The sequence below is a fragment of the Dactylosporangium sp. NPDC050588 genome (assembly GCF_040654975.1).
GTDB lineage: Bacteria > Actinomycetota > Actinomycetes > Mycobacteriales > Micromonosporaceae > Dactylosporangium > Dactylosporangium maewongense.
In genome coordinates, this window is sequence record NZ_JBFAJA010000234.1 from 1 (window position 1) to 1,442 (window position 1,442).

General features: G+C 71.3%; 1 protein-coding gene. It reads left to right on the plus strand.

The features are described from left to right. Nucleotides 1-45: 45 nt before the first annotated feature. Nucleotides 46-1,442 (plus strand): AMP-binding protein (locus tag AB0I21_RS57475; RefSeq protein WP_360574534.1); only part of this gene is annotated, 1,397 nt, incomplete at its 3' end.

Below are 1,442 nucleotides of genomic sequence, written 5' to 3' on the forward strand. Positions count from 1 at the left end.
GATGTGCCGATCGGGACGGTGGTCGCGGGTCGTACCGACGAAGGCTTGGACGATCTGGTCGGGTTCTTCGTCAACACCCTGGTGATGCGGACGGATCTGTCGGGGGATCCGTCGTTCGTGGAGTTGCTGGGTCGGGTGCGGGAGGCCGGCCTGTCGGTGTTGAGCAACCAGGATGTGCCGTTCGAGCTGCTGGTGGAGGAGCTGGCACCGGCGCGGTCGCTGTCCCGGCACCCGCTCTTCCAGACGATGCTGATGGTGCAGAACACGGCCGGCGCGACCCTGGACCTGCCCGGCGTCGACCTTGCCGGCTCGTCGGCACCGGACGGCGACGCGACCCCGCCGCTGGTCCCGGCGAAGTTCGACCTCGACCTGACCGTCGAGGAGACCTTCGACGCCGCCGGCTCGCCGGCCGGCCTGCGGGGGCTGCTCATCGGCTCCGACGACCTGTACGACGCCGCGACCGTCACCACCCTCGCCGACCGCGTCGCGCGCGCCGTCGACGCCGTCCTCGCCGGCCCGTCCGCCCCGATCTCCACAGTGGACATCCTCGACGCCGGCGAACGGGACCGGGTCCTGCACGGTTGGAACGCCACCGGCGTGGCGTGGCCCGCGGCCACCCTGCCGGGGCTGTTCGCGGCGCAGGTCGCCCAGGCTCCGGACGCGACCGCGGTGGCGTTCGAGGGCACGACGGTGAGCTTCGCCGACCTCGACGCGCGGTCCGACTGGGTCGCCGGTTACCTGCAGGGTCTGGGCGCCGGTCCGGAGTCGGTGGTCGGTGTTCAGCTGCCGCGGGGCGTGGACCTGGTGGTGGCGGTCCTCGGCGTGGTGAAGGCCGGTGCGGCGTTCCTGCCGATCGACCTGGATCTGCCGGCGGAGCGGGTCGGGTTCATGCTCGCCGACGCGGGCGCCCGGATCGTCCTGTCCGATGTGGACGTTCCTGTGACCGGCGCGTTCGAGCCGGTGGCGGTCGAACCGTCGCACCCGGCGTACGTGATCTACACGTCCGGCTCGACCGGCACCCCGAAGGGCGTCGTCGTCACCCACGCGGCCGTGGTGAACACGCTGCGGTGGCTGGCCGACGAGTACGACCTCTCGTCACGGGACCGGATTCTGTTCAAGACGCCGGTCGGGTTCGACGTGTCGGTGTGGGAGTTGTTCCTGCCGTTGACGTTCGGCGCGACGATGGTGGTTGCCCGCCCTGACGGTCACCGGGAGCCCGCGTACCTCGCCTCGTTGATCCGCGAGCAGGGGGTGACGGCGGCGGAGTTCGTCCCGGTCCTGTTGCAGGCCCTCCTGGAGGAGCCGTCGACCGCGGAGTGCCGATCGTTGCGGCACGTGCTCAGCGGCGGTGAGGAGCTGACGACCGCGGTCCGGGACCGGTTCTTCGAGGTGCTGCCGGATGCCCGGCTGTACAACACGTACGGCCCGACGGAAGCCGCGAT